The sequence below is a fragment of the Salinibacterium sp. SWN248 genome (genome assembly GCF_015864575.1).
GTDB lineage: Bacteria > Actinomycetota > Actinomycetes > Actinomycetales > Microbacteriaceae > Rhodoglobus.
In genome coordinates this window covers 964,196-985,262 of record NZ_JADYWW010000001.1, presented here as the reverse complement: position 1 = coordinate 985,262, position 21,067 = coordinate 964,196, and the positions used below count along the sequence as shown (strand labels likewise).

The 21,067-nt window shown below is 60.5% G+C and carries 22 protein-coding genes; 7 read left to right on the top strand and 15 right to left on the bottom strand.

The window, feature by feature from the left end:
• Position 1 precedes the first annotated feature (1 nt).
• From I6E73_RS04620 to I6E73_RS04580, 9 genes are all read right to left on the bottom strand, one after another.
• Positions 2-1,039, bottom strand: coding sequence for an alpha-ketoacid dehydrogenase subunit beta (locus I6E73_RS04620; protein ID WP_231599651.1), 1,038 nt, complete (start codon positions 1,037-1,039; stop codon positions 2-4).
• A gap of 5 nt (positions 1,040-1,044) precedes the next feature.
• The gene (locus I6E73_RS04615) at positions 1,045-2,019 is read right to left on the bottom strand and encodes a thiamine pyrophosphate-dependent dehydrogenase E1 component subunit alpha (protein WP_197106304.1); all 975 of its coding nucleotides are present in this window, start codon (positions 2,017-2,019) and stop codon (positions 1,045-1,047) included.
• A 14-nt stretch (positions 2,020-2,033) separates the two neighbouring features.
• Entirely contained in the window at positions 2,034-3,359 is a 1,326-nt protein-coding gene (locus I6E73_RS04610; protein ID WP_197123461.1) for an NAD(P)H-dependent oxidoreductase, read from the bottom strand.
• 128 nt (positions 3,360-3,487) lie between these two features.
• Entirely contained in the window at positions 3,488-3,889 is a 402-nt protein-coding gene (locus tag I6E73_RS04605; protein WP_197106306.1) for a transcriptional regulator GutM, read from the bottom strand.
• 1 nt (position 3,890) lies between these two features.
• Positions 3,891-4,265 (bottom strand): PTS glucitol/sorbitol transporter subunit IIA, encoded by a 375-nt coding sequence (locus I6E73_RS04600; RefSeq protein WP_197106307.1) that lies wholly within the window; start codon positions 4,263-4,265, stop codon positions 3,891-3,893.
• Between the two features lie 45 nt (positions 4,266-4,310).
• Positions 4,311-5,366 carry a PTS glucitol/sorbitol transporter subunit IIB gene (locus tag I6E73_RS04595; protein ID WP_197123459.1) on the bottom strand — a complete coding sequence of 352 codons (1,056 nt, stop codon included), beginning with the start codon at positions 5,364-5,366 and terminating at the stop codon, positions 4,311-4,313.
• 2 nt (positions 5,367-5,368) lie between these two features.
• Complete coding sequence (locus tag I6E73_RS04590) at positions 5,369-6,076, bottom strand: PTS glucitol/sorbitol transporter subunit IIC (RefSeq protein ID WP_197106309.1); 708 nt, start codon at positions 6,074-6,076, stop codon at positions 5,369-5,371.
• Positions 6,077-6,393: 317 nt separating this feature from the next.
• On the bottom strand, positions 6,394-7,599 hold the full coding sequence (gene ispD, locus I6E73_RS04585) for a 2-C-methyl-D-erythritol 4-phosphate cytidylyltransferase (RefSeq protein ID WP_197123457.1): 1,206 nt from the start codon (positions 7,597-7,599) through the stop codon (positions 6,394-6,396).
• A gap of 110 nt (positions 7,600-7,709) precedes the next feature.
• Positions 7,710-8,192: a CarD family transcriptional regulator gene (locus I6E73_RS04580; RefSeq protein WP_129072070.1), complete on the bottom strand. Its 483-nt coding sequence runs from the start codon at positions 8,190-8,192 to the stop codon at positions 7,710-7,712.
• A 101-nt stretch (positions 8,193-8,293) separates the two neighbouring features.
• Here I6E73_RS04580 and I6E73_RS04575 point away from each other — a divergent pair, with 101 nt between their 5' ends.
• Complete coding sequence (locus tag I6E73_RS04575; protein WP_197123455.1) at positions 8,294-8,803, top strand: hypothetical protein; 510 nt, start codon at positions 8,294-8,296, stop codon at positions 8,801-8,803.
• Positions 8,804-8,895: 92 nt separating this feature from the next.
• Here I6E73_RS04575 and I6E73_RS04570 read toward each other — a convergent pair whose 3' ends face one another.
• Both I6E73_RS04570 and I6E73_RS04565 read right to left on the bottom strand, forming a co-directional pair.
• The gene (locus I6E73_RS04570; protein ID WP_197123453.1) at positions 8,896-9,576 is read right to left on the bottom strand and encodes a response regulator transcription factor; all 681 of its coding nucleotides are present in this window, start codon (positions 9,574-9,576) and stop codon (positions 8,896-8,898) included.
• Positions 9,573-10,727, bottom strand: a complete 1,155-nt coding sequence (locus I6E73_RS04565; protein ID WP_197123451.1) for a cell wall metabolism sensor histidine kinase WalK — start codon at positions 10,725-10,727, stop codon at positions 9,573-9,575. Before I6E73_RS04565 ends, I6E73_RS04570 begins: the two co-directional genes overlap by 4 nt.
• Before the next feature lie 167 nt (positions 10,728-10,894).
• Between I6E73_RS04565 and phoU the strand changes: the two genes are divergently transcribed.
• Positions 10,895-11,548 carry a phosphate signaling complex protein PhoU gene (gene phoU / locus I6E73_RS04560; protein ID WP_197123449.1) on the top strand — a complete coding sequence of 218 codons (654 nt, stop codon included), beginning with the start codon at positions 10,895-10,897 and terminating at the stop codon, positions 11,546-11,548.
• A gap of 79 nt (positions 11,549-11,627) precedes the next feature.
• On the opposite strand, the gene I6E73_RS04555 is transcribed toward phoU, so the two are convergent.
• The 4 genes from I6E73_RS04555 to I6E73_RS04540 form a co-directional block, all read right to left on the bottom strand.
• Entirely contained in the window at positions 11,628-12,371 is a 744-nt protein-coding gene (locus I6E73_RS04555) for a phosphoglyceromutase (protein WP_197106315.1), read from the bottom strand.
• Between the two features lie 102 nt (positions 12,372-12,473).
• Entirely contained in the window at positions 12,474-13,547 is a 1,074-nt protein-coding gene (locus I6E73_RS04550; protein WP_197123447.1) for a folate-binding protein YgfZ, read from the bottom strand.
• Positions 13,537-14,133: an FABP family protein gene (locus I6E73_RS04545; protein WP_197106317.1), complete on the bottom strand. Its 597-nt coding sequence runs from the start codon at positions 14,131-14,133 to the stop codon at positions 13,537-13,539. Before I6E73_RS04545 ends, I6E73_RS04550 begins: the two co-directional genes overlap by 11 nt.
• 156 nt (positions 14,134-14,289) lie before the next feature.
• Positions 14,290-14,544 carry a hypothetical protein gene (locus I6E73_RS04540; RefSeq protein WP_197123445.1) on the bottom strand — a complete coding sequence of 85 codons (255 nt, stop codon included), beginning with the start codon at positions 14,542-14,544 and terminating at the stop codon, positions 14,290-14,292.
• Positions 14,545-14,639: 95 nt separating this feature from the next.
• Between I6E73_RS04540 and I6E73_RS04535 the strand changes: the two genes are divergently transcribed.
• The 5 genes from I6E73_RS04535 to I6E73_RS04515 all read left to right on the top strand — a co-directional run bounded on the left by I6E73_RS04535 (position 14,640) and on the right by I6E73_RS04515 (position 21,016).
• A complete protein-coding gene (locus I6E73_RS04535; protein ID WP_197123443.1) occupies positions 14,640-15,371 on the top strand; it encodes a response regulator transcription factor in 732 nt (243 codons plus the stop codon).
• A 74-nt stretch (positions 15,372-15,445) separates the two neighbouring features.
• Positions 15,446-17,626, top strand: coding sequence for an RNA degradosome polyphosphate kinase (locus tag I6E73_RS04530; protein ID WP_197106320.1), 2,181 nt, complete (start codon positions 15,446-15,448; stop codon positions 17,624-17,626).
• Positions 17,623-18,561, top strand: a complete 939-nt coding sequence (locus I6E73_RS14845; protein ID WP_197123441.1) for an NUDIX domain-containing protein — start codon at positions 17,623-17,625, stop codon at positions 18,559-18,561. The genes I6E73_RS04530 and I6E73_RS14845 overlap by 4 nt, the downstream gene beginning before the upstream one ends.
• A 103-nt stretch (positions 18,562-18,664) precedes the next feature.
• Entirely contained in the window at positions 18,665-19,744 is a 1,080-nt protein-coding gene (locus tag I6E73_RS04520; protein WP_197123439.1) for a phosphate ABC transporter substrate-binding protein PstS, read from the top strand.
• Positions 19,745-19,921: 177 nt separating this feature from the next.
• Entirely contained in the window at positions 19,922-21,016 is a 1,095-nt protein-coding gene (locus I6E73_RS04515; RefSeq protein WP_197123437.1) for a phosphate ABC transporter substrate-binding protein PstS, read from the top strand.
• The last annotated feature ends 51 nt before the right edge of the window (positions 21,017-21,067 follow it).

Sequence of the window (21,067 nt, the reverse complement as noted above, 5' to 3'; positions counted from 1 at the left end):
GTCACCACTTCCGAACGAGATCAGTGGCTGCCGCGACGATGTCTTCAACCTGAGGAACCGAAGCGCGTTCGAGCTTGGGTGCGTACGGGATGGGAATGTCGAGGCCAGCAAGACGCTTGATCGGCGCACGAAGGTAGCCGAAGGCATCCGACTCGGAGATGATCGCAGACACTTCGGACATGAAGCCGAGTGTACGCACAGCCTCTTGCACAAGCAGGACACGACCGGTGGCCTTGACGGTGCGCAGGATGGTGTCGCTGTCGAGCGGCTTGAGTGTGCGCGGGTCGACCACGGTTGCTTCGATACCGTCGGCGGCGAGAATCTCGGCAGCCTCGAGCGCGCGGCTCACCTCGACACCGGTGGCGATGATCGTGAGATCCTTGCCCTCGCGAGGAACAGCAGCGACACCGAGCGGAGTGCGGATGTCTCCCGTGCGCACCTCTCCCGAGGTCTTGTAGAGCAGCTTGTGCTCGATAACCATGACCGGGTTGGGGTCGTCGATGGCCGACAGCAGCAGGCCCTTGGCGTCATCCGCCGTCGCTGGCATGACAACTTTGAGTCCAGGAATGTGCACGAACCACGCTTCGAGGCTCTGCGAGTGCTGCGCGGCAGCACCCGTTCCCGAACCGCCGGGAGCGCGAATAACCATCGGCACGCTCACCGCGCCGCCGAGCATGAAGTGGATCTTCGCTGCCTGGTTCGCGATCTGGTCCATGGCCTGAGCCGTGAAGTCGGAGAACTGGATTTCCACGATCGGGCGCATGCCCGTCATCGCTGCACCGACACCGGCACCCATGATGCCGAGCTCGCTGATGGTGGTGTCGCGGATGCGGTCGGGGCCGATCTCGTTGATCAGCTCGCCGGTCACTCCGAAGGCGCCACCGTAGGTTCCGACGTCTTCACCCATGATGAAGACGGCGGGGTCCTTAGCCATGGCGATGCGCATAGCGTCGCGAATGGCCTCAGAGTAGGTCATTGTCACTGTCTCGGCCGTTGCGGGGGCCGCTGCGGGCTGGGCCGCGGTCGTCTCAATAGTCATCGTTGTTACCTTGCGTAGACGGCGGAAAGAAGATCGTCAGCAGTGGCGTCCGGCGCAGCGTTGGCGCGCTGAACGGCACTGCGCAGCTCGGTGCGCACGTTGTCGCGCACAGCGTCGATGTCAGCCTGCGTGAGGCCACCGGCGGCGAGAGCAAGAGCTTCGAAGTGAGGGATCGGGTCCTTGCCGCGCCACTCATCGATCTCGTCGCGCGTGCGGTACAGGTTCTTATCTGACTTCGAGTGTCCGCGCCAGCGGTACGTCTTAGCTTCGATGAAGGTCGGTCCGCCGCCGGCACGAGCGCGGTCAACCGCTTCCTTCGTGGCATCGTAGACAGCCTGAACGTCGTTACCGTCAACGGTGACTCCGGGGATGCCGTAGCCCTTGGCGCGGTCAGAAAGCTGGTCGAGATTGAAGGCCTTCTCTGACGACATCGACATTCCGTAGAGGTTGTTTTCGCACAGGAACACAACGGGAAGCTGCCACATGGCCGCGAGCACAACGCCCTCGTGCCAGGCGCCTTCGCCCATCGCGCCGTCGCCGTGGAAGCTCACCGCAACCTGCTTGGTGCCGCGCATCTTTGCCGACAGCGCTGCGCCGGTCGCGATCGGGATTCCACCGGCAACGATGCCGTTAGCACCGAGGTTTCCGGTTTCGGTATCCGCAATGTGCATCGAGCCGCCACGTCCGCGGCAGTAGCCGGTTTCCTTGGCGAGAAGTTCGGCCATCATGCGCTCCATGTCGGCGCCCTTGGCGATGCAGTGACCGTGGCCACGGTGCGTCGAGGTGATGTAGTCGTCCTTGTTGAGAGCGAGGCAGGCACCGGTCGGTACGGCCTCTTGGCCGATCGACAGGTGCATGGTGCCGTGCATGAGCCCACGGCCGTAGAGGTCTTCCACTGCTTCTTCAAAGCGGCGGATCTTCCACATGGTGGCGAGGCTGGCTGCCGCGAGTTCGCGGTCCGCAACGATCTGCGTGTTCATAGAGGTCACCTTTCTTAGGCGGAGAGCAACGACGCGAGTGCAGGAACCTGCAACTGGCCATCGGCGAGAAGGGCATCCTGCAGCTTGCGCAAGATGACAATGGTTTTTGTTTCGTCGAGCTGAACGTCGTCGTAGGTCACCGCGGTGCCCTGGGCAACGTCACGGATGAGCGTGCCCGCCGATGCGAGACCGATGGGCAGTTCGCGCCCAGCCTTGGCCTCGGCTGCCGGAACAGCGTCACCGTAAACGTGCTCGCCACCGATTCCGTCGATCTTTTCGCCGACCTTGAGGTCGCGCTTAGCCATGGCCGAAACATCTGCGTTCCAGGCGATCGGAGCAAGCGACGGCTGGCGGTCGATCATGACCTCGCCGATCGACAGCACTGCCTCGACGCTGGCGAGGTGGTACGGGCGGTAGAACGCGAAGTAGGGGCCTTCACCGAGCTTGAGGTAGCTGAGTTCCTCATGAACAACGGGGTCGGTTGCCTTGGCCACGACGAACACCCCGGGAGCAACCGGGCCAGTGGCGTAGTCAACAACACCGCTGCGGTCGAGAATTCCGCCGTCTTCGATGGGCTTGAAGATGTCCTGCAGGGTCGGCACTGTTGCGGCCGGCCCGTGCATCGAACGCTTCGTGAGCTCGAGGTCTGCCGCGTTAGCGAGGGCAGCCATCTCGATCATCGTCTTGGTTCCGTCGACGAAGCTGCACAGCATCCGCGGGTTCATGCCCTTGGCTTTTGCTTCTGCTTCGAGGCTGCTGGGGGTAGCGGTTTCGTTGAGCGGGTTGTTCTTGCCCTTACCGGCGAGAACAACGTCGAGACCGATGTCTTCGACGTACTCGACGAGCTTGAGGCACTCAACAGGCTCGTCGCCGCGGCAGACCGTGTAGATGTTGCCGGTCTGGGCGGCGATGCGAGCCAGGAGGAGACCGACGGTGACGTCTGCTTCCACCGTCATGAGGGCGACGTCCTTGCCGCCGAGCAGCGATGCCAGCGCGACCTTGGCTGCGATCTCGGGAACGCCCGAGCACTCGATAACCATGTCGATGGGGAGTTTGGGGAGCGTAAGAGCGTCGTTGACGACAACGTGGCCGCCCGCTTCGATCGTGGCGGCGAGAGTGTCAAGATCGGACGACTGGTCGACGTCGGTGATGCCGGCGTTGGCGAGAGCGCCTACGGCACGGTCGATCGCGATGTCGGCGACGGCAGTGATATCGACGCCCTTTTGACGTGCGATCTGGGCGATGAAGCCGGAGCCCATCTGGCCTGCTCCCACGAGTCCGATGCGGACGGGACGACCGACCTCACGCTGACGCGCAAGCAGTTTGTTTGTGTAACCCATGACTACCCCTTTGAAACCACGTTGTATGCACTTATGTGCGTTAGTTAATCAAGTATGTGTATTTAGTATGCCCCGATAGGAACGACGATGCAATGCCGGATGCCGAAGCACCCGAGCATGCACGGTCGCTACTTGCGGGCTGCCGCTGCGACGTTGCGCTTGTACGTGACCCAGTACTGCTTGGTCGCGTAGTCCACGGCTGCGGTCATCATCTTTTCCTTCGTGCGAAGCACGGCGGTATCGAGATCACCGATCAGCTCGGGCCGCGGCTTGAAGTGCGCCATCACGGTGCTGCCCACCATGGCCTCAGCGGCCACGATGCGCGACGTTGATGCGTCGACGACGAGAAGCACGATCGCTCCCCGGAGGAAGTTCTTGCCTCGTCCGGAGACGAGGAAGTGATCTTTGACGCCGAGGAAGCTGGTTCCCAGGCGCTTGGTTGCACGCGAGTACGTGCGCTGTTGAAGAAGGCTGAATACAACGCTCAGAACGAGCGCTGCCATCAGCAGCAATGCGAAGCCGGTGTCCATGTCAACTACCTTCGATGAGCTCAATGGTGACGCCTGCGTTGGGCAACGAGAGTGTGCCCTTCGCGTGAATGGCGCCGGGGAGAACTTTCTGGCTGTCTTCTGGGTCGCTGTAGACCACGAAGTGGCCAAGCGTGCGGAGATTGTGTCCGGCAATTTCGCCGACCTCCGTAATGGTGACTTCAGAGTCCCCCACCCGCAGCACGTCTCCCGGCTGGGGGTCGCGCTGCGGGTGGTGGTGCGCGACAGTGTGGACCACGCTTACCTCAGCCAGTTCAGTGGGGCAGGGTTCTCCGAAGAAGATCACCACTCCTCCTTCGAACATTTCGGTGGCGTCCGTTCCGATGGACGTGACCTCGCTGCGGTAGTAGGTAGTCATTGCTGTCTCGCTTTTCTCTGCTGTTACGTGTGGTGGTTGTGCTGGTTAGATCAGTGCGAAGCTTGCGCCCCACGCGATCAAGACTGCCAGCGGCGATGTGATCAGGCGAGAGAAGAGTACAGCGGGAACACCCACTGCGACCGTCTCCGGCTTGGCTTCTCCGAGGGCAAGACCCACGGGAACGAAGTCACAACCAACCTGACCGTTGATGGCGAACAGCGTCGGCAGTGCGTACTGCACGGGCAGAGCGCCAGCGGCGATCTGTGTACCCATGAGTACACCGACGACCTGAGCGATAGCCGCACCCGGCCCCAGGATGGGCGACAGGAACGGTAGTCCCGTGATCACACCAAGCAGGATCAGGCCGATCGGGTTCGAGGCCAGCGGCGTGACGGCTTGCGCAATCAGGTCCGACAGCCCGGAGTAGGTGACGAAACCGATCAAGAGGCTCACGTACGCCATGAACGGGAGGATCGTCTGCAGCACGAGCTGAACAGTCTGGCGACCAGACGACAGAAGCGTGTTGATGATGTTTCCGATGACCGAACCGAAGCGCGTCGCGATGTTCGAGAAGAAACCGATGAAACCGCCACCGGTTGTGGTCTGAGCCGTGAAGTGCTGAACGTTGCTCGTACCGAAGGCTCCCGAGGGTGCCGGGCTACCAATGGCAGCTTCGGATGCAGCGGATGCCTCAGCGGCGTGAGTTGCGAACGCTGCTGAGCCTCCGGCCAGTTCAACATCTTCGGTTCCCACTGCGGAGACGAAGACATCGTCGGTGATGTACTTCGCGAGGGGGCCCGATGGCTCCCCCGGGAAGACATCCACTGTCATCATGCGCTTCTTGGGGTAAACGCCGATGCGAGCGGTTCCACCACAGTTGATCACGACAGCGACAACGCGCTCTTCGGGAATGCTGTTGGTGAAGCCATCCACAGCTTCTGCGCCAGTCAGTTCAGCGATGCGAGCGGCAACCGGGTGGATTCCACCACCGGTAACCGAGAGAACGACGTTCTTGGTCTCGCTGGGCTCGAGCAGGAGGCCCTTGCCCCAGCCGCCGTTACCAGGCTTGACGAATACTTTGTTGTAGGTGTTCTCAGTCATGATCACACCGTCCCTTCAGTGGCAACCGAGGATCCGGTTTTCTTGGTCGACTTTGCCTCGATGAAGCGTTCACTGGCCAAAGCAAATTCGCGGTCGTACTCGTCAAAGACGGCGGTCAGACCCTGGCGACGGATGAGCAGGTTCGTGATCCATTCGGTGACGATGCCACGAATGAAGATAACGACGATGCCGGTTCCGAAGTACAGCAGCGCGAGCAGCGGGTACTTTTCAGGAGCGATGGAGAGCACTCCAGCCGAGACACCAGCCCAGACGAAGATCTCGCCGGCGTTAGCGTGCGGGAAGAAAGCCGTAACGGGGTGCACGAACGATACTGCTGAGTCGTAGAACGCCGGCTTCTGTCGTTCGGGTAGATAGATGCCGAAGGAGTACGCCATCGGGTTGGTCAACACAATGACCGCGATGATGGGCATAAGCGTGTAGCGAGTGATGGCCCAACGAGCTGACCACTGCACCGCACGAGTCATGCGCGCTTCGCCCACCCAGGTGGTGATTGCGTACATGAACGTGAGGAGCACGATCAGTGTCGGCAGGATGCCGGTAGCCAAACCAACAAGGGCTTCACCCGAGGCGTTGAAGAGGCCGATGAAGTGCGTAGCACCCCAGGTCAGGGCCTGAATGAACGGGTTATCGCTGGCCGGCACTGGCGGCGAATCAGCCGCCCAGATTATCGTGTCCAGAACAGATTGCATCTCACACCTTTCTCCAGCCGCAACTTCGTTGTCGGCGCCTGTCAGGGCCGGCGGCGTAGACGTGAGGTGCGTGTCCCCATCGACCCTGGTACTGCATTTGCACATATGTGAGCATTGGGCTCACAGTCGTGTAATAACAGGTATAGCAGTCCGACAAGCATTGAACCAAGGCAGAACCGAAAAAAAGTAGTACTCAGATTTTGTTCGGGGCGCGACAGAGCGCCCCACACCGCTAGAACTCGCGAAACGAGGCTCGGAAAACGACGACCAAGCGACGGGAACCAGAAAAACTCCAGCGCCAGGGGCGACGCGGGAAGCTACCCCTTGCTGTGCGCCGCTTCGGCGACAGTGCGCACGTGCACGAGCGCTGTAGCGATCGCCGCCATTCCTTCGCCGCGGCCCGTAAAGCCGAGAGCATCGGATGTCGTGCCCGCGATACTCACCGAAGCACCAAGGATTCCGCTGAGGAACTCCTCTGCCTCAACGCGCCGGCGCGACACCATCGGATGATTGCCGATGAGCTGAACGGAAACGTTGCCAACCTCGAAACCCGCATCCCGAAGGAGGAAGAGAGTTTCACGCAGGAACACATCACCGTGAGCGTCTTCGAATTTGGGATCGCTCGTGCCGAAGACGCTGCCGAGGTCACCGAGCTTCGCTGCGGACAACATTGCGTCGCAGATTGCGTGCGCAACGACGTCACCATCGCTGTGACCGCGAAGGCCGACCTCGTCTGGCCAGTGAAGACCCGCAAGCCAGAGCGGCTTGGTTTCATCGTAGGCGTGCACATCGGTGCCCGTGCCGACCCGGATGCCGGTGGCCGCGGACTCGGTGAACAACTGTTCGGCGCGACGAAGCTCCCATGCCGTGGTGATCTTGAACGCGAGAGGGTCGCCAGCAATGATCGAGACGGGATAGCCAGCGGCGGCTACCAGCGCGGAATCATCGGTGTGCTCTTCTTGAGCAGCGGCGTGCGACGCGACGAGCTGGTCGCGGGGAAAGCCCTGCGGGGTCTGGACGGCCATGAGCACCGAGCGATCAACGGTCTCAACAATCAGGCCGCTGTCATCCGTGCGTTTGATGGTGTCGGCAACCGGGAGGCCGGGAACAACGCCAGCGCCGGAGCTGCGAACTTCAGCAGCAACAGAGTCGAAGACAACGCTCGGGGTTAGCGGGCGCGCGGCATCGTGCACAAGAACAACGTCGACGCTGGGCTCAAGGAAGTCGAGCGCGGCTGCCACGGACTCTTGGCGAGTAGCGCCACCGACAATAATCGTTGGCTCGTGGTCGCGACCACCCGGAACCGAGCGCGCAAGCTGCTTGGCGATGGGAGCGTACGACTTAGGCACCGTAATGATGACTTGAATCGGATCGACCATTGCGAACACGGATTCAAGAGCACGGCTCAGGGTCGGACGGCCAGCGAGATGAACGAAAGCTTTTGGCTCGTTGCGGCCGAGGCGGGTACCGTTTCCGGCGCCGAGCAGGATTACTGCAATGCGCGGAGCATTCTGTTGACTCATAGGGGGCGGGTATCTCCAAATCGATGGGCGAGGAAATACTCCTCCGCCAGAAAGACGTAGCGAATCAGCCTACCCATGCTCACCTGTGAATACGGCCAGCTATTCGAGGCTTAGGAAGCCAGAACCTCGTCGAGAACCAGCGATGCCTTGTCTTCGTCAGTCTTCTCAGCAAGAGCGAGCTCGGAGATAAGAATCTGACGTGCCTTGGCAAGCATGCGCTTCTCGCCGGCTGAAAGCCCGCGGTCTTGGTCACGGCGCCACAAGTCGCGAACAACTTCGGAAACCTTGATGACATCGCCAGAAGCAAGCTTCTCCAGGTTGGCCTTATAGCGGCGCGACCAGTTAGTGGGCTCTTCAGTAAACGGCGCGCGGAGCACCTCGAATACTGCGTCGAGTCCCTCGCGACCGATAACGTCGCGAACACCCACGAGATCAACATTCTCTGCAGGCACTTCGATGGTGAGATCACCCTGGGTTACATTGAGCTTTAAATAAACTTTCTCTTCACCCTTGATGGTGCGCTTCTTAACCTCGGTGATGGTTGCAGCACCGTGGTGGGGATAAACGACTGTCTCGCCGACCTCAAACAACATGAATAGTGGTCCTCTCGAAGAAAACCCAGTTTATCACAGTAAACACATGGTAAGGCTTGCCTAAGTAAACCCCTCGGCTCGGCTATCTATAGTATGGATCTGTGACAGTACGCACTCGCGCAGCACGCGCTGCAGCCTCCGCCCTTATTGCCGGCGCTCTTTTAGTGGGCACCGCCGGTTGTTCGTTCATCACGCCTACGGCGACATTGAACCACTATGACCCCAGCGACGGCATCGGAGCCGAGGTTGGCGAGGTCAAGGTGCGCAACGTTCTTGCCATCAGCAACGACGACAACAGCGCTGTAAGCCTCATGATCACGGTCGTCAACACGACCACCACGAGCGGCAGCCTGCGCCTTCAGTACGAATCGGCCGACGGTGAGCGCATCGACATCTCGAAGCCGATCACCTCCAACGCAGTCAAAACCTACGGCACCGAGGTAGACGGCGACACGATCGTCATCACCGATGCCGGCGTCAAGGCTGGCGCGCTGTTCCCGATCTACATGCAGTTCGGCGACGAGGGCGGCCAAGAACTTCTCGTTCCGGTCATCTCCGGCGACAACCCGATCTACAGCGACCTCGCTCCGGCAAGCGCGCTCGGCGAATAACCCGCACTAGCGTTCGTTCACCCCAGCGACACAGAGGGGCAGCTAGCTGCGCACACCGGCTCAGCGTGCCCGGCATGCACCCCCGCTGATCTCTAGTCTTCGAAGCGGTACCCGAGACCTCGAACCGTCACGAGCATCGTCGGCTGCGATGGCGTCGTCTCGATCTTCGAGCGGATGCGCTTAATGTGCACATCAAGGGTCTTCGTGTCGCCGAAGTAATCAGCACCCCACACTCGATCGATCAACTGGCCACGCGTCAGTACGCGTCCACCGTTGCGCAACAAGAGCTCAAGCAGCTCAAATTCCTTCAGGGGCATAGTGACATCTTTGCCATCCACCGACACCGTGTGGCGCTCGACATCCATGCGCACTCCGCCGGCTTCGAGAACCGAATCGGTGTCGTCGATGTCTTCCGCACGACGGCGAGAAACGGCACGGATGCGGGCCAAGAGCTCGCGGCTCGAATACGGCTTCGTTACGTAGTCGTCCGCTCCCAGCTCGAGACCGACCACGATATCCACTTCGCTGTCTTTGGCCGTGAGCATGATGATCGGAACGCTGGAACGCGTGCGAATCTCGCGACAAACCTCAGTGCCGGCAAGTCCAGGCAACATGAGGTCGAGCAGGATCAGATCGGCACCATTGCGGTCGAATTCCGCGAGGCCGGCAAGTCCATCTTCGGCGATGGTTGTTTCGTAGCCTTCGCGCTCAAGAAGAAACGCAAGGGGCTCGCTCAACGACGGTTCGTCTTCGACGATCAAAATGCGAGTCATTGTTTTTCTCCTGGTGCGTTGATTACGTCGGGATCGATCTCGGGCAGTCGAATCGTGAAAGTTGAACCGTGGCCAAGCTGAGACCACACACGGATGTCGCCACCGTGGTTTTGCACAACGTGTTTAGCGATGCTGAGACCAAGTCCACTACCGCCCGTGTGCCTGCTGCGGGCGGGGTCACTGCGATAGAAGCGTTCGAAGACACGGTCGAGTTCCTCTTCCGGAATTCCGACACCCTGGTCAGTGACGGAAATTTCCACGGCACCATCACGGTGCCGTACCCCAATGCCGACTCGAGTGTTCTCGGGCGAGTACTGCACGGCATTGGAGATGAGGTTGTCAAGGGCGAGCACAAGAAGGGTTTCATCGCCGAACGTCTCGAACCCGGTCAGCCCGCCGCTCACGAGCGTGACCTTGTTGAACTCCGCCACCGCACGGTTCTGATCAATCGCGATTGACACGACGGTGTCGATGTCGACAGGAGCCGCCTCGGCAAGCCCGTCAGCAGACTGCAGTCGTGAGAGTTCGATGATCTCTTGCGTGATGCGAGCGAGACGATGTGACTCCTTGGTGAGCCGTTTTGCGAATCGCTTCACTTGATCCGGTTCATCAGAAGCGCTCACGAGCGCTTCTGCCAGCAATCCAACAGCGCCGATTGGTGTCTTCAGCTCGTGGCTGATGTTCGCAACGAAGTCGCGCCGTACGTCGTCCAGCCGGTACGACTCGGTTCGATCTTCGGCCAACAGTAAAACGTATCGCGTGCCCAAGCGAGCAACACGAACAAAAAGATAAATGTTCGCGTCGCCGAAGGGGCCACGAGAAAGGTGAACTTCTTGCGCAATGGGCACCCCAGTGCGGCGAACCTGGTCGACGAACTCCACGAGCTCGGGATGAACGAGCGCGTGATTCCACACGAGACCGTAGGTCAGCGCCGCATTAGACGCCTTCATGATGTTGTTCGACGGATCGAGCACGATACCCGCGGATTCGAGCGCATCGATGACCTGATCGACGCCATCCGGCACCGCAGAAGACACCACGTGGGCAGCCCGCTGACCGCGTTTAGCTGCCGCATAAATGATGAAGGACATACCGCTGCCAAGAAATACCCCGAAAGCGAGGGCGGCCGGCACGAGCCACGCAGAGTCCATAGCCACTAGGTTAGTTACATCTGAGGCGTTCACTTGCCGCAAGTTCGCGACGGGGGCTCACTTCAGATAAAGTTCAGGCCGCCAACACCTGCTGTTAACCTAACGCGGGCAGGGTGGCCTAAGCCGTGCGGGCTTCGTCATGCCCGTATCGAAGGGACGTAGATAGCGTGCGCGAAGTATTTCAACAAGAACTACGCGAGGTGCAAGATCGCCTCGTGGAAATTGCCAGCCTGGTGGCGGTGTCGATCGACAACGCCACAAAAGCATTTAATGAGTCGGATGTATCACTGGCAGAAGCAGTGATCGCAGACGACGACCAGATTGATGCGGCGGCAGCCGAACTCGATGAGCTTGCGATCAATATCCTCGCTCGTCAACAACCAGTCGCCCGCGACTTGAGGATTGTAGTGAGCGCCCTGCGCATCAGCGCTTCACTCGAGCGCATGGGTGACATGGCTGAGCACATTGCTCAGCTTGCGCGTTACCGCTTCCCCGACAAGGTTGTGCCGAAGTCGCTGCGAGGAACCTTCGCAGAACTCGGTGCACTCGATGTCGCGGTTGCCAACAAGCTGGTCGAGCTGCTCAAGCATGAAGACGTGCGCGTTGCTGAAGAGATTCGCAACGACGACGACAGGATCGACGCGCTGCACTTGAGCGTCTTCGACAAGGTGCTCGGTGAGACGTGGAAGGGCGCAGCGGTTGATACCGTCGATGCCACTCTGGCGTCTCGCTACCACGAGCGCTTCGCAGACCACGCGGTCTCCATCGCCAAGAAGGTTCAGTACCTTGCTACCGGCGACTGGGTTCCGACAGACGACTAACCCCGTCACTCCGCGACAAAGCCCCGACGAGATTCGTTCTCGTCGGGGCTTTGTGCGTTAAGCGTGCGTGGGCTGAAGGCTACTTTTTGCCCTGCGACGCAACAGCGGCAGCACCGGCTGCTGCTGCTTCGGGGTCGAGGTAGTAGGCCGGCTTGATCGGCATGAAGTTGTCGTCGAGTTCGTACACCAACGGGATACCGGTCGGGATGTTGAGGCTCGCGATGTCGTCATCCGAGATGCCATCGAGGTGCTTCACGAGCGCGCGCAGCGAGTTGCCGTGGGCAGTGACGAGCACGGTCTTGCCGGCGGCGAGGTCCTTGGTGATGTCCGACTCCCAGTAGGGCAACATGCGGTCGATCACGAGCTTGAGGCTCTCGGTGCGAGGGATCTCGCCGTCGATGCCGACGTAGCGGCGGTCGTGAACCTGGCTGTACTCAGCATCGTCGTCGAGCGGGGGCGGCGGTACATCAAAGCTACGGCGCCAGGTCATGAACTTCTCTTCGCCAAACTCTTCGAGAGTCTGCGCCTTGTCTTTGCCTTGCAGAGCGCCGTAGTGGCGTTCATTGAGTCGCCATGAGCGCTTCACGGGCAGCCAGTCGAGGTCAGCAACCTGCAACGCGATGTTTGCGGTGTGGATCGCACGCTTCAACAGCGAGGTGTACTGAACGTCAGGCTGCTTGTCGAACGCGGCGATGAGCTCGCCTGCGCGGTTCGCTTCGGTGCGGCCTTGATCGGTGAGCCCGACATCCACCCATCCGGTGAAGAGGTTCTTTTGGTTCCATTCGGAGTTGCCGTGGCGCAACAAAATCAGGGTGTGAGTCATATCTCAAGAGTACCGAGAACAGCGACGTTACGTGCATCCATGACAGGTCACTCGCAATGAACGTTCAGAGTCGCCTGGACTGTGGACAGCGAATGGATGGTGCTAGCCGCGAGTGACGGCTCCGAGCCGAGGCAGGCGCGGCACGTTGGCTTCGGCACCCGCGTCAGGCGGAACGATCACTTCTTGCGCTGCGGCGATCTCACCGATGTCGGAGGCAACAGCCAGAGTCTCCGCGGCATTCACTCCCCGTTTGATCACGGCGAGAGCGATGGGTCCCAGCTCAAAGTGTCGTGCGGAAGCGGTGACGCTGCCGACAGTCTTTTCGCCCAGTTTCACTTCGGCACCCGCTTCGGGCAGTGCGCCCTCAGAGCCGTCGAGGTGCAGCATCACAAGGCGACGAGGCGGGTGCCCAAGGTTGTGCACCTTGGCCACTGTCTCTTGCCCGCGGTAGCAACCCTTGTTGAGGTGCACGGCGGAGCGCATCCAGTCGAGTTCGTGCGGGATAGTACGGTCGTCGACTTCGGAGCTGTAGCCCGGGCGCCAGGCAGCAATGCGGAGTGCGTCGACGGCGAGCGATCCTGCGGCGGCGAAACCGCTGAGGTCGGCGTCGGCTGCGACGAGTGATTCACGGTAGTTCCAGGTGGCAGCCGGGTGCGCATCAGTTGTGGAGTACTGGTGCCCGCCACGAGTCACGGTTGCCCACGGATCGTGCCAGTCAAGTGCGGTGTCGCGCGAGACGGCAACGGGAAGCTCAAGCGAGGTGCCGAAACTGCCAATCGTCATGAAGTCGACGCTGCGGTCGGCAATTTCGACGCGCAGCATGAAGCGCATGCGATCGAACCAGGCGGCGAGCGCCTCGCGTTGCGAGCCATCGACAAGCAACCAGACGGTCTCGCCATCGTCAACAAGGCGCATGGCGTGCTCAACGCGACCGTTGGGGTTCAACAACAGCGTTTCGGCGCTCTCTCCGGGCTGAAGCCCCTTGAGCGACTGTGTCGTCAGAGAATCGAGCCACGTGAGCCGGTCGGGACCGGTGATCGTGATGACTGCGCGGTCGGCAAGCTCGACAATGGAACGCCCCTCGACAAGAGCGCGTTGCTCGCCAAACGGGTTTCCGTAATGCTCGGGAGGGGTTCCGACCGCACCGGGCCGAGCCGCAAAGGAATTATTCGACACGAGCGAGTCTTCCTGAAGCGTGCGTGCGGAGATCTTGGCCGAGCGCGGCAATATCCCACGCCCAGAGCAAGTGGCCTTCCACGAGGCCGTACATGCGAGTAGCTGCCGTGTACTCTTTGGCGCTTTCGGTGCGCATCACGGCGTCGGTAGCCAGATCGATGCGTGGCCCTTTCACTTCGCCGATATAAAACTCGTTGATGCCACTTGGATGCACGATCGATACTTCGATTTCAAAGCCGCCGTCGGCTGTGCGCAGCGTTTCGACGTCGTCAGCCGTGCCGTAGGGTCGTTCGCCGATCGCGGGCAACAGGCCGGGACCGGGGTCTCCCTCGGTGGCGGGACGGCGAAGTCGCCAGTACCCGGTTTCGGTGACGTGCGGAGTTTGCTTGTCGTCAAGCAACCACGTGTACGAGTTGTAGTTGAGGTGCGGAAGACCGTCGTGAGTGAAGCTGATGCGCTGCCCAAATTCGACGCTGCGTGACTCTTCGCCGAACTTATAGTCGACGATGCCAGTGCCTTCCCACAGTCCAACGAGCCACGAAAGTGGCGCGAGTTCAGCGGGGCCGGAGGTGTCTAGCTCAATCACGATGCGGCGCGGTTAGCGCTGGCCGCGAAAGAGGTTGTAGACAACGACAACCGACACGTAGCCGATTGACAGCGTCGCGAGACCAAGAAGGCCAACGAAGAAGAGCTCAAGTGCGAGAAGCATGTACTAATCCTATCCCTGTGCAGCCGAACCGCACTAAATCAGAGCGAAAATCGCGGTAGAGGCCGCGACGATGCCAAGCGCGCCAACCATGCTGGCGGTGGCTCGCGCCACGAATCCCTCTTTACGGTGAATTATCAACTGGATAACGAAAGTAAGGATTACGCAGGCCGCCAGCACAATCGCCAGCCACGTCACTCGCAGCTCCGGTGCCTCGAAGACACCAACAATGACGGCACCAATAAGGCTTAACGCCCATACGGGCACGACGCTCCACTTTTGCCAAGTCATGCTCCCCATCGTATCGACGAATGTGCGAAGCCGGGCCCCGTCAGGGGAGAGCGCAAGCACGCGGTAGAATTCCTTTCACGCAGTGGGGAGGCCATATGGCACACATCTTGATGCTTAGCTCTGCGCCCGACGTTGAACCACTCCCAGCCCTGGGATTGCTCAGCCATACGGTGGAGGTGGTCGTTGCTGCGCCTGCAACTCTTGTTGCCGCCCCAACGACAGACCTCATCATGGTCGACGCGACCACAAATCTTGCGGCAGCCAAAGGGCTGTGCAACGTGCTCAACTCCAGCGGGATTGCAGTTCCGTTGTTCGCCATTGTCACCGACGGCGGCCTGGCGGCCGTCAATCACCAGTGGCATATCGACGACTTCCTCGTTGCAGGCGCCGGACCAGCCGAAGTGGATGCTCGCATCCGGTTGGCACTGGCCCGCCGCGAAGGTGAGAGTTCCGCCTCGAAGATTCGCGCATCCGGAATCGTCATCGACGAAGCCAGCTACTCGGCGAAGGCGCGCGACCGCTCTCTCGACCTCACCTTCAAAGAGTTCGAATTGCTGCGCTTCTTGGCCTCACACCCCTCGCATGTTTTCACGCGTGAGCAGCTCTTGAGCGAAGTTTGGGGTTACGACTACTTCGGTGGAACCCGCACGGTAGACGTGCACGTGCGTCGCTTGCGCGCCAAGCTCGGGGATCTCGAATCGCTCATCGGCACCGTACGCAACGTTGGTTACTGCTTCAATATCGCGGAAGAGATAGAAAAAGCCCCCGCCGTAGATGTAGTAACTAGTTCCACCGCCGACATCGATCAGCAAAGTATCGCTGTCTAGCAAAGCGCTATCAACTGCCTCCCAGTGTGGGCGGAGTTAATCAGTTGTTCATCACTCAGTGGCAGGATGAGGGGATGGACAACGAGACCGCGATCGTCGACCCGAGCTCTGCAACGGACTCGCTTGACGAGTACGACAATGACGAGTCGTCGAGTGTTGATGATGGAACGCTGATTTACGATCGCTACCTTGATCGGGAATTGAGCTGGCTAGCCTTCAACCAGCGCGTGCTCGAACTAGCCGAAGACGAGTCTCTGCCCCTGCTCGAACGCGCCAACTTCTTGGCCATCTTTGCGAGCAACCTCGATGAGTTTTTCATGGTGCGCGTTGCTGGCCTCAAGCGCCGTATCGACACGGGGCTTGCCGTGCCAAGCAACACCGGCCGGGCGCCGGCAGAGGTTCTCGAAGAACTGAGTGCTGCCGCCCACGCCCTGCAAGAGCGCCACGCTGCCGAGTTTCGCAACAGTGTGAAGCCTGCACTGGATTCCGAGGGCATCCATATCGAAACGTGGGCCGATCTCGGGCCGGAAGACCGCGAGCGCGTTCACGACATCTTCTCCAATCAGATTTTTCCCGTGCTGATGCCGCTGGCGGTCGACCCCGCGCATCCGTTCCCCTACATTTCGGGGCTCTCGCTCAACCTGTCGATTCGAGTGCGTAACCCGAAGACCCAAAAAGAAGAGTTCGCGCGCCTGAAAGTGCCGAGCGTTCTGCCGCGCTTCATCCAATTGCCGGATGATGGCAGCGACCAGCTGCGCTACATCCCGCTCGAAGATCTGATCTCCAATCACCTGGGCGCCCTGTTCCCCGGTATGGAGATTCTGGCGCACCACGAGTTTCGCGTTACCCGCAACGAAGATGTCAACGTTGACGAAGATGAGTCGGAGAATCTCATCAAGTCGCTCGAGAAGCAGATTCTCAACCGTCGCTTTGGGCCGCCCATCCGGCTCGAAATCACCGACGACATGGATGACGTCACGCTCGGCTTGCTCGTTCGCGAGCTCAAGATCACCGAGCAAGAGGTCTATCGCCTTCCGGCACCACTGAATCTCAGCGGACTCTTTCAGCTCGCCGGCATCGACCGCCCCAAGCTGAAGTATCCGCGCCACGTGCCGATCACGAGTCGCAGCCTCATGCCGACCGAGGGCAATGAGCGGGCGGACATCTTCCGGGCGATCGCACGCAAAGACATCCTGCTGCACCACCCCTACGAGTCGTTCTCCACGAGTGTTCAGGCGTTTCTCGAGCAGGCTGCCGCTGACCCCAACGTGCTGGCCATCAAGCAGACGTTGTATCGCACCAGTGGTGACAGCCCCATCGTCGAGGCGCTCATTGACGCTGCGGAGGCCGGGAAAGCGGTTCTGGCGCTTGTCGAGATCAAGGCGCGCTTCGACGAGACCGCGAACATCTCGTGGGCTCGCAAGCTAGAGAAAGCCGGAGTGCACGTCGTGTACGGACTCGTCGGCCTCAAAACCCACTGCAAGCTCGCGCTCGTGGTGCGCCAAGAAGAGGGCAAGCTTCGTCACTACGCCCACATCGGCACGGGAAACTACAACCCGAAGACCAGCCGCCTCTATGAAGACCTGGGGCTGCTCACGGCCGACGATCAAGTCGGAAAAGACCTCACGAGACTCTTCAACGAGCTCTCGGGCTACGCGATCGAGAAGAAGTTCAAGCGGCTTCTGGTGGCTCCGCGCCATCTGCGCAAGGGCCTCATCAAGCAGATTGAGAACGAAGCCGCCAACGCTCGCGAAGGCCTGCCATCAGGCATCCGCATCAAATTGAACTCGATGGTGGATGAGGCGATCATTGACGCGCTCTACCGGGCGAGCAATGCTGGCGTTCCGATCGACATCGTGGTGCGCGGGATTTGTTCCCTGCGGGCGGGAGTTCCCGGCCTCAGCGAAAACATTCGGGTGCGCTCGGTCCTCGGTCGCTACTTGGAGCACTCGCGAGTATTTGCGTTCCACAACAGCGGAGACCCTCAGGTGTACATCGGCAGTTCTGACATGATGCACCGCAACCTCGACCGTCGCGTTGAAGCCCTTGTGCGCATCGTCGAACCCGACGACATCGCGGAACTCGAGTACATGTTCGACCTCGCCGTCGACGAAGAGACCTCCTCGTGGTGGCTCGATGCGGCAGGCGATTGGGTGCGCCACGGCCGCTCAGAGACCGGTGAACCCCTCAATGACATGCAGAATGTTCTTATGAAGCGAATAACGCAGCGCAAACGAGGAGGGTCTCGCCGGTGAGCGCCGCGAACACTCCGGTCCTCGCCGCAGGCATAGTCTGCTGGCGCGTCGTCGACGGCAAACCGCGAGTGTTGCTCGTGCATCGCACCGTTCATAAGGACGTCTCGCTGCCCAAGGGCAAACTCGACCCTGGTGAGATGCTGCCGGAGACCGCTGTGCGCGAGATCTTAGAAGAGACCGGGTTGAGCGTCGATCTCGGGGTGCCACTCGGCAACGTGCATTACACGCTCGCCAACGGCCGCGACAAGTATGTGCACTACTGGGCTGCCGAAGTGAACGACCACATTCTTGAGCGCGCCAAGTTCACCCCCAACGGCGAAATCTCCTCGCTCGAATGGTTATCGCTGGCAAAAGCACGCAAAAAGGTCAGCTACGCCCACGACATTGACATTCTCGATCGCTTCGCGGCTGTCTACGACGCCGGTAACGCGCGCACCTTTGCGATGATCGCCGTTCGCCACGGCAAAGCCGTTCCCGGGGAAACCTGGGACGGACCGGATGCCACCCGCCCGCTCATGCACCGCGGAACAGACCAGGCTGCCACCATCGCCGGGAGCATTGCTGCCTTCGCCCCCGACCGCATCCTGAGCAGCACCGCAGCACGCTGCCTCGCCACAATCACCCCGCTCGCGCAGCGCACTGAACTCGAGATCAAAGCGACCGATGATCTGAGCCAAGACGCCTACGCAAGCAACGGCAAAGCGGTGACCGCTCTCGTCGCCAAGCGACTCAAGAAGCAGCAGACGGCGGTGCTGTGTAGTCACGGGCCCGTATTGCCACAGATCGTGGGGGCGCTCGCCGAAGCCGCCCAGGCAAAGCCCGACTCCCAGTTGCGCGCAGCGGCCCTGCTCAACACCGGTGATTTTTCGGTGCTGCACTTTGCCCGCGATTCCAAAAAACCGCGCCTCGTAGCGGTGGAGACCCACGAGTCCTAAGTCAAGCCTGCCCACCCTGCAGCCCCTCAAGGTTGCCGGGCGGTGAATTACTAAGGAATTCGCGAGAGAATGACGTGCACGTCATTTTCTCGAAGGGACCCCAGTGAAGTTCACCCGCCTCGGCACCGTCAGCATCATCGCGATGACCAGCGCACTCGCACTCACCGGGTGTGTACCCACCGACCTTAGCGACGCGTCTGGCCCCTCCGGCACCATAATCGGCGCCGGCGCCTCGTCACAGCAGGCAGCGCAAGAGGCATGGGTTCGAGGTTTCCAGCTCGCCAACGTGGCGGCAACGGTCGAATACGACCCCATCGGCTCCGGAGGAGGACGCGACACCTTCATTGGTGGTGGCGCAGTGTTCGCGGCATCAGACCGTGCATTCAAGGTCGAAGAAATCGCTGAAGCCGACTTCGTTTCGTGCGTGCCCGGCACCGGCATCCTTGAAATCCCTGCCTATATTTCACCGATTGCCATCATCTTCAACCTCGAGGGGATCGACTCGCTTAACCTCGACGCCGAGACCATCGCTGGCATCTTTACGGGCGAGATCGATCAGTGGGATGACGCGGCCATCACCGAGCAAAATCCCACCGTTGAACTGCCCAGCCTGAACATCACCGCCGTACACCGCGCCGATGACTCGGGCACCACCGCCAACTTCACCGACTACCTCTCTGGCGCAGCACCCGACGCCTGGACAAGTGGCTCAATCGAGAAATGGCCGCTCGAGTTCGGCGGTGAAGCGGCACCGCAAACATCCGGTGTTGTGGATGCTGTCACCAACGGCACCGGCACGATTGGCTACGCCGATGCCTCGCGCGCCGGCGACCTCGGCACCGTCGCCGTCAAGGTCGGTGACGAGTACGTCTCCTACTCGGCAGAAGCAGCCGCAGCGATCGTCGATGTCTCACCGTTTGGGGAAGGCCGTGGCGACACAGACTTTGCGGTCGACATCGACCGAGCATCCACCGCCAGCGGCGTGTACCCGGTAGTGCTCATCAGTTACCTCATCGCCTGCAACGAATATGCTTCCACCGACCGGCTGGATGTCATCACGGGCTACCTCAATTACGTGATCAGTCCGGAAGGCCAGCAGGCTGCTGCCGCCTCCGCCGGTTCGGCCCCCATCTCGGACTCGCTCTACGAGAAAGCGTTGGCCGCCGTAGCCGCGATGAAGTAATTTCCAGCCACTCCCCCCACGTCATCCCCGCAAAACCGGGGCTCACCCTTCTCATGTTGATTCGGCGTTTACCTCCCGTTTACCTAACCGGGCAAAGGTGGCTACCTGCCGTGCCTAAGTTTTCTATTTGGGTCGCACCGACCTGAAACCTGTAATCAACATTCCGAAGGGAAAACTGTGAACTTCAAGCGTCTTGGCACCATCGGTGCCATTGCTATCGCAGGCACGATCCTCCTCTCCTCCTGCGCAACAGCAGCCGAAACCGGCAGCAGCGACGAGAACATGTCCGACCTCACTGGCACCCTCGTTGGCGCCGGAGCTTCGTCGCAGCAGTCAGCCCAGGAGGCCTGGGTTGCTGGATTCCAGACGGCAAACGAGAACGTCACTGTTGAGTACGACCCCATCGGTTCTGGTGGAGGACGCGACACGTTCATCGGTGGCGGAAGCCAGTTCGCTGGATCCGACCGCGCATTCAAGAGCGAAGAGATTGACGAAGACAACTTCGCATCCTGCGTTCCCGGCACCGGCATCCTCGAGATCCCTGCCTACATCTCCCCCATCGCGATCATCTTCAACATCGACGGCATTGACTCGCTCAACCTCGACGCTGACACGATCGCCGGCATCTTCACGGGTGAAATCACCAACTGGAGTGACGATGCAATCGTCTCCCAGAACGATGGCGTAGACCTCCCCGACCTCGGCATCACCGCAGTTCACCGCGCTGATGACTCGGGAACGACCGCGAACTTCACCGACTACCTGTCGGCTGCAGCTTCCTCGGTCTGGACCGTCGGATCGATCGAAACGTGGCCAACCGAGTTCGGTGGCGAGGGCGCTCCTCAGACCTCTGGTCTCGTTGACGCAGTAACCAACGGAACCGGAACCATCGGCTACGCCGACGCCTCGCGCGCCGGTGACCTCGGAATCGTTGCCGTCAAGGTCGGCGACGAGTACGTACCGTACTCGCCAGAGGCTGCAGCAGCAATCGTTGACGCATCGCCCTTCGCAGAAGGCCGCGGCGAGACCGACTTCGCCGTAGAGATCGACCGCGCATCTGACGCATCGGGTGTCTACCCGGTCGTTCTGATCAGCTACCTCATCGGTTGCAACGAGTACGCGTCAAGCGACAACGTTGATCTGGTGAAGGCCTACATGTCCTACATCATCAGCGACGAAGGCCAGGCAACTGCCGCAGAGTCCGCTGGTTCAGCTCCGATCTCCTCGACTCTGTTCGAGAAGGCTCAGGCTGCAGTAGACGCCATCAAGTAACACCTCGAGTCTGCTTCGACCCCGTTGCTACCGGCAGCGGGGTCGGGCAGA

Coding starts and splice junctions, on each gene's coding strand:
- I6E73_RS04620 (WP_231599651.1), bottom strand. CDS start 1,039: ATGACTATTGAGACGACCGCGGCCCAGCCCGCAGCGGCCCCCGCAACG.
- I6E73_RS04615 (WP_197106304.1), bottom strand. CDS start 2,019: ATGAACACGCAGATCGTTGCGGACCGCGAACTCGCGGCAGCCAGCCTC.
- I6E73_RS04610 (WP_197123461.1), bottom strand. CDS start 3,359: ATGGGTTACACAAACAAACTGCTTGCGCGTCAGCGTGAGGTCGGTCGT.
- I6E73_RS04605 (WP_197106306.1), bottom strand. CDS start 3,889: ATGGACACCGGCTTCGCATTGCTGCTGATGGCAGCGCTCGTTCTGAGC.
- I6E73_RS04600 (WP_197106307.1), bottom strand. CDS start 4,265: ATGACTACCTACTACCGCAGCGAGGTCACGTCCATCGGAACGGACGCC.
- I6E73_RS04595 (WP_197123459.1), bottom strand. CDS start 5,366: ATGACTGAGAACACCTACAACAAAGTATTCGTCAAGCCTGGTAACGGC.
- I6E73_RS04590 (WP_197106309.1), bottom strand. CDS start 6,076: ATGCAATCTGTTCTGGACACGATAATCTGGGCGGCTGATTCGCCGCCA.
- ispD (WP_197123457.1), bottom strand. CDS start 7,599: ATGAGTCAACAGAATGCTCCGCGCATTGCAGTAATCCTGCTCGGCGCC.
- I6E73_RS04580 (WP_129072070.1), bottom strand. CDS start 8,192: ATGTTGTTTGAGGTCGGCGAGACAGTCGTTTATCCCCACCACGGTGCT.
- I6E73_RS04570 (WP_197123453.1), bottom strand. CDS start 9,576: ATGACTCGCATTTTGATCGTCGAAGACGAACCGTCGTTGAGCGAGCCC.
- I6E73_RS04565 (WP_197123451.1), bottom strand. CDS start 10,727: ATGGACTCTGCGTGGCTCGTGCCGGCCGCCCTCGCTTTCGGGGTATTT.
- I6E73_RS04555 (WP_197106315.1), bottom strand. CDS start 12,371: ATGACTCACACCCTGATTTTGTTGCGCCACGGCAACTCCGAATGGAAC.
- I6E73_RS04540 (WP_197123445.1), bottom strand. CDS start 14,544: ATGACTTGGCAAAAGTGGAGCGTCGTGCCCGTATGGGCGTTAAGCCTT.
- I6E73_RS04535 (WP_197123443.1), top strand. CDS start 14,640: ATGGCACACATCTTGATGCTTAGCTCTGCGCCCGACGTTGAACCACTC.
- I6E73_RS04530 (WP_197106320.1), top strand. CDS start 15,446: ATGGACAACGAGACCGCGATCGTCGACCCGAGCTCTGCAACGGACTCG.